4 protein-coding genes are annotated in these 6,126 nt (G+C 42.0%); 3 read left to right on the plus strand and 1 reads right to left on the minus strand.

Features of this window, described 5'->3' with window-relative positions; all coding sequences use genetic code 11:
- Positions 1-208 precede the first annotated feature (208 nt).
- The 3 genes from WBA89_RS12825 to WBA89_RS12835 are packed head-to-tail and all read left to right on the plus strand — an operon-like array spanning position 209 to position 5,274.
- Positions 209-2,872 (plus strand): DNA polymerase III subunit alpha, encoded by a 2,664-nt coding sequence (locus WBA89_RS12825; RefSeq protein WP_424406919.1) that lies wholly within the window; start codon positions 209-211, stop codon positions 2,870-2,872.
- Position 2,873: 1 nt separating this feature from the next.
- A complete protein-coding gene (locus tag WBA89_RS12830; RefSeq protein ID WP_424406921.1) occupies positions 2,874-3,653 on the plus strand; it encodes an endonuclease in 780 nt (259 codons plus the stop codon).
- Positions 3,646-5,274: an OB-fold nucleic acid binding domain-containing protein gene (locus tag WBA89_RS12835; RefSeq protein ID WP_424406923.1), complete on the plus strand. Its 1,629-nt coding sequence runs from the start codon at positions 3,646-3,648 to the stop codon at positions 5,272-5,274. The genes WBA89_RS12830 and WBA89_RS12835 overlap by 8 nt, the downstream gene beginning before the upstream one ends.
- Before the next feature lie 112 nt (positions 5,275-5,386).
- On the opposite strand, the gene WBA89_RS12840 is transcribed toward WBA89_RS12835, so the two are convergent.
- Positions 5,387-6,126, minus strand: a 740-nt coding sequence (locus WBA89_RS12840) for an RNA-guided endonuclease InsQ/TnpB family protein (RefSeq protein ID WP_424406925.1), incomplete at its 5' end; no start/stop codon positions are given.

Genomic DNA, 6,126 nt, shown 5'->3' on the forward strand with positions numbered 1-6,126 from the left:
GTTAAGGGGGGGCTAAGACTTCATACATAGCACATATGAAAGAAAAATGGTATGAGAACCCCGACTGCTTTGTTGCTGTCGGGGATAAAGGTGTTTTTTCTCAACGCCGGTGCTGTAAATTGAAAAATCTCAAATCAATTTATCTTTCTCAACGCCGGTGGTGTAAAATCTAGAATCTAGCATCTAAAATCTTAAATTTTAAATCGCCATGTCTTTCGTTGGTTTGCACATTCACAGCGATTACAGCCTCCTAGATGGCGCTTCTCAGCTACAGCAGCTCGCCGAACGGGCGGTGGAATTGGGGATGCCCGCGATCGCCCTTACGGATCACGGCGTGATGTACGGGGCGATCGAACTCATCAAAGTTTGCCGAAATAAAAACATCAAGCCCATAATTGGCAACGAAATGTACGTCGTCAACGGCGACATCGAAGTCAAAGTTAGAGGTAGAAGAAAATACCATCAAGTTGTCTTAGCCAAAAATACCCAAGGCTATAAAAACCTGGTCAAACTCACCACAATTTCCCACTTGAAGGGAATGCCAGAACGAGGTATTTTTGCCCGCCCCTGCATCAACAAAGAACTGCTCAAACAATACTCCGAAGGTTTAATTGTCACCAGCGCTTGTTTGGGCGGCGAAGTTCCCCAAATGATTCTCCAAAACAAGCTAGATACTGCGCGCGAAGTTGCCAAATGGTATAAAGAAGTATTTGGGGATGACTACTATATAGAAATTCAAGACCACGGTTCCCAAGAAGACCGCATGGTGAATGTGGAAATCGTCAAAATTGCCCGCGAATTCAATATAAAAATAATCGCCACTAACGATTCTCACTATATTTCTTGCAACGACGTAGAAGCCCACGATGCTTTGCTTTGCATCAACACCAACAAACTGATTGAAGAAGACAAGCGGATGCGCTACAGCGGTACTGAATATCTCAAGTCCGCTGACGAGATGGCGCAACTGTTTCGAGACCATTTGGACGACGAAATCATCAAAGAGGCGATCGAAACTACCCTAGAAGTAGCAAACAAAGTATCAAGATACGAGCTAACAGGAGAAGCTCGGATTCCCACAATTCCAATTCCCCCAGAACATACCGCCGATACCTATGTAGAAGAAATATCTTGGCTGGGACTATTAGAACGCCTAAGAAGCCGCACCAAAAACGAAATTTCCCCAGTCTACAAACAAAGACTAGAATATGAGCTAAAAATGATTCAGCAGATGGGTTTTTCTGAATATTTTTTAGTAGTTTGGGACTACATGAAATATGCTAGAGACAACAATATTCCCGTCGGGCCAGGACGCGGTTCTGCCGCAGGTTCTTTAGTTGCTTACGTCCTCAACATTACCAACATAGACCCGGTACACCACGGACTGCTTTTCGAGCGATTTCTCAATCCCGAACGCAAATCTATGCCAGATATCGATAGCGATTTTTGCATAGAAAGACGCGACGATATGATTAAATATGTTACGGAAAAATATGGTACAGACCGCGTAGCACAAATTATTACTTTCAACAGAATGACATCAAAAGCTGTCTTGAAAGATGTTGCTAGAGTGCTAGGAATTCCCTACAAAAAAGCCGACGAAATGGCAAAAATGATTCCCGTGTCGCGGGGGAAACCGGAAAAACTCAAAGTGATGATTTCCGATGGAACACCGGCACAGGATTTTAAAGACAACTACGAAAATACAATTTGCATAAATGCCGAAACTGGCACTGAAGTTCCAGTGCGTCAGTGGATTGACATGGCAATTCGCATTGAAGGAACTAACAAAACCTATGGCGTTCACGCGGCCGGTGTGGTTATTTCTTCCCAACCCCTTGATGAAATTGTACCATTGCAAAAGAATGACACTGGTGCCGTGATCACCCAATATTTCATGGAAGATTTGGAATTTTTGGGGTTGCTGAAGATGGATTTTCTGGGACTTAAAAATTTAACAACTCTCCAAAAAACAGTCGAGTATGTTAAGCAAACGCAAGATATAACTATCGATGCCGAAGCCTTACCTTCTGATATAGAACGCAGAGCTCAAGAGACATTTACTAGGAACAACAAGTTGCCCGGTGATGTAGCAAAAACTTATCAACTATTAGAAAAAGGAGATTTGGAAGGTATTTTTCAGCTAGAATCTTCGGGGATGCTGGATGTAGTAAAAAAAATTAAACCTTCCTGTCTGGATGATATTTCTTCTATTCTGGCGCTTTATCGTCCCGGCCCGCTGGATGCTGGTTTGATTCCACAATTTATCGATCGCAAACACGGTAGAGAGGTGGTTAAATATGACCATCCGCTGTTAGAACCAATTTTAAAAGAGACCTATGGAACGCTTTGTTTCCAAGAGCAAATTATGCGGATGGCTCAAGATTTGGCGGGCTATTCTTTAGGTCAAGCCGACTTGCTGCGCCGCGCAATGGGCAAGAAGAAGGCTGATGAAATGCAGAAGCAAAAGGAAACATTTATTGATGGGGCAACTAAGAATGGTGTCACTCAAAGAGTTGCCGAAGAGTTATTCGGACAAATGCTACAATTCGCAGAATATTGTTTGAGCTATGACACGCAGATATTGACTGTGGAATATGGCCCGATGGCCATTGGTAAAATTGTCGAGGAAGAAATTCAATGTACTGTTTACAGTGTTGATAGTAATGGTTATATTTATACACAGTCAATTGCACAGTGGCATCGCCGGGGAATGCAGGAGGTTTTTGAGTATTGCCTGGAAGATGGATCGATAATTTGCGCCACAAAAGATCACAAGTTTATGATTGATGACGGTCAAATGCTGCCCATTGATGAAATCTTTGAAAAAGGATTAGAATTAAAACAAATTAACCCTCCATTAGATATATAAAATGTATTTAGACTATCGCAAACTAACATCTGAAACTAAGCAAAAGATTATTTCTGCTTTTAATGATGGTATGGAATGCCGGAAAATTCCTAACTACCTTGGTGTGAGCGAGAGAGCGGTTTCAAGAGTTTTAAAAGAAGCTGATATTAATACTAAGCGGCGAAACCGCTATTCTTTAAATGAAAGCTATTTTGATGTAATTGATTCTCATTCTAAAGCTTATTTATTAGGGTTGATAGCTGCTGATGGCTGTGTTACTAATACTAATTCTGTAGCTTTTGAATCTATCGACAAAGAACTGACAGAAATGCTCAGCATAGAGCTACAATACTCTGGTGAAATTAGAGTTGTTCGGCCTCAAAATTATGCTCTTCACTACAGAATAAATTTTTCTTCAGAACAACTAGCAAGGTCTTTACGCGGGTACGGTATTATAACAGGAAGAACTTTTTCGGGAGTTACTTATTTCCCGAACTTAAAATATTTAGGGTCTTATGTGTTAGGCTACTTTGATGGTGACGGTTGTGCTTATGCAAACAAGGGTAGAAGTGGTGGTTTAGTGTGCATCGTCGGTTCCTTTGAACTTGCCTGCGAACTAGCAATGCACCTAGGCATGGGTTCTGTACAAGAGCACGTATTCAAAAAAGTTTATTATTGGAGAATATTTAGTCGGAAGAACATACAAGCTTTTTATGATTTTGTGTATAAATATCCCCAACTGGGACTGCAACGAAAGAAAAATAAAATTGAGGCTATTCTCGGGAGTTATAAACATGGTTAAAGTTATTAGTAGAAAATCACTGGGAACTCAAGAGGTATATGACATTGGTGTTGAAAAAGACCATAATTTTATGCTAGAAAATAGTCTAGTGCCATCTAACTGTTTTAATAAATCCCATTCAATGGCCTATGCCTATATCACTTACCAAACTGCTTATTTAAAGGCAAATTTTCCTGTAGAATACATGGCTGCACTGCTGACTGCTAACAGCGGCGACCAGGAGAAGGTACAGAGATATATTGCCAATTGTCTCAAGCTGGGTATTGAGGTTGAGCCGCCGGATGTTAATAGTTCTGAACTTACTTTTACGCCGCTGCCCAAACAGATGACTGGCTGTGCAAAAGATAAAATTTTGTTTGGGATTTCGGCGGTGAAAAATGTGGGGGAAGCGGCAATTGAAAATATTTTGGCGGCGCGCCTGGAAGAAGGTAAGTTTAAGTCGCTGGCGGATTTGTGCGATCGGGTAAATCTCCATTCTGTGAACCGCCGCGCCCTAGAAGCCTTAATTCAATGCGGTGCTTTTGACAAAATCGATAGGAACCGCCGTCAACTAGCAAACGACTTGGAAGGGGTGATGAAATGGGCGCAAGACCGCAAGAAAGACCGGGAAAGCGGTCAAGGTAATCTTTTTGACTTGTTGGGCGAGAATAGCTTTGGCAAGTCAGAAAACACTTATGAGTCGGTACCCAAATCTCCAGCGGTAAAAGATTTTGACCAACAGGAAAAATTGCGTTTAGAAAAAGAATTGCTCGGCTTTTATGTATCAGAACATCCCCTAAAATTGTTAATTCAAGAAAACCAAGACCCAGATGTTTTGAGTCTCGAACAGTTAGCAGATAAAAAGGGGAAAGTATCAGTTATTGTCATGCTCAACGCTGTCAAAGTTGTAGTGACGAAAAAAGGCGATGCAATGGCAATTTTGCAGTTAGAAGATTTGACACATCAAATCAAAGCTGTGGTGTTTCCCAAGGCTTACGAACAACTCAAGCAGTATATTGTAGAGAATGCTATCTTACAGATTAGTGGAAAAATAGAGAAAGATGGCGAGGAACTTCAGATAATTGTAGACACTGCAAAGCCGGTGGAAACTGTACGGGTTGCAGAGGAAATCGGGATAGCTCAAGCGGAGGGAAAAAGCTCTTGGACGGCTCAACAGGAAAGACAAGATGCTTGGACGGCGCAACCAGACAATTTTGTACGATCGACAAAACCAATGGAAGTTTTAGAAATGGTGATTGTCAAGCTTACACCGCAGCAAGTACAAGATGGGAAAAGACTCCATTCTCTCAAAGCTATTTTGCAGGAACTTTCCTATCGCCCGGAGGATGCTAGGGTTTCTGTGGGCGGAATTGTTGTGGGTGAATATTCTTGTCAGCCACTTCGCATCAACCGTCAACTGTGGGTACAAGATGGCGAGGGTGCTGTTAGCTGTCTGATGTCGGCTGGATTTGATGCTTGGGTGTTTCCTCTCGACAATCGCGGGGATGCTGCGGTGTTTCGACAAATACGATCGCAGCTTAACTTACATTCTTGGGCGAGTCGTTTGCTTGACGCGGATGCCGATCGCCTTTCCCAGTATCTCAACTATCTCGCCCAACTAAACAAACGCCCGCCAAACTAACACTTCGCCCTCATCCCCACCGGTGACTAAAGTTTGACCGTCAGGAATGAAAGCCACCGGATTGCACCCAACCAGACTGCACAAACATAGCTGGTAAAAGTATAGTCGTTTATTACATGACATGGGAGGCATTGAGTCCCTCCCCTTTCGCTTTCACTTCGAGCGGATTAACCCGCCTCGGCTGAACTACACAGCTCCCTATCCCATTGCTAAAAGCATTTGGGATTGCTTTTCTCAAAATATTATAAGACCCATTAACATCGGCGTTAATCAATCGACCCTCCGACGTTCTGTACAATCCTCTTTTAATTCGCTTCCCACTAAATGTGACATCGAAGGATCCAATATTCCCGTAGACAGGAATTGGATCTAAATTCAGGAAGTTTGATTTGGAAGTATAAGATTCTTCTTGCTCTATTACCTTTATTCCGAGCAATTTCGCTTTATATTTCAACATCTCAATTAGTCGAGTATGAGGAATGCTGACAAAGTTTTGATTTGTTTTCTTGCCTAAATTAATCTCATTTTTCCATTGTAAGTTTTTGCCGATTACTAGCGTCCCAATCTTTTGTGATTTGAGCAGATTGACAATTTGCCGACTGCTGTGGTGCAAGTAATTATCAACTTTTTGATTGCGACAACGAATCAGGCGTTGAATCCGTGACGAGGAGAAGCGATTTCCTTTTAATTGAGATTGCAGTTGTGCCTTACGCTTGTTGTAGAATTGATTAATTGATTTCAGTGGTCGCCCGTTAATCAGTAAAGGGACAAATCCCGGCTGATTTGAAGTTAACGCCACTAAATTATTCAGCCCTAAATCGATACTAGCTACTAATTCTTTTTGGTTTTCAT

The organism is Microcoleus sp. (assembly GCF_049646505.1).
Classification (GTDB): Bacteria; Cyanobacteriota; Cyanobacteriia; order Cyanobacteriales; family Microcoleaceae; genus Microcoleus.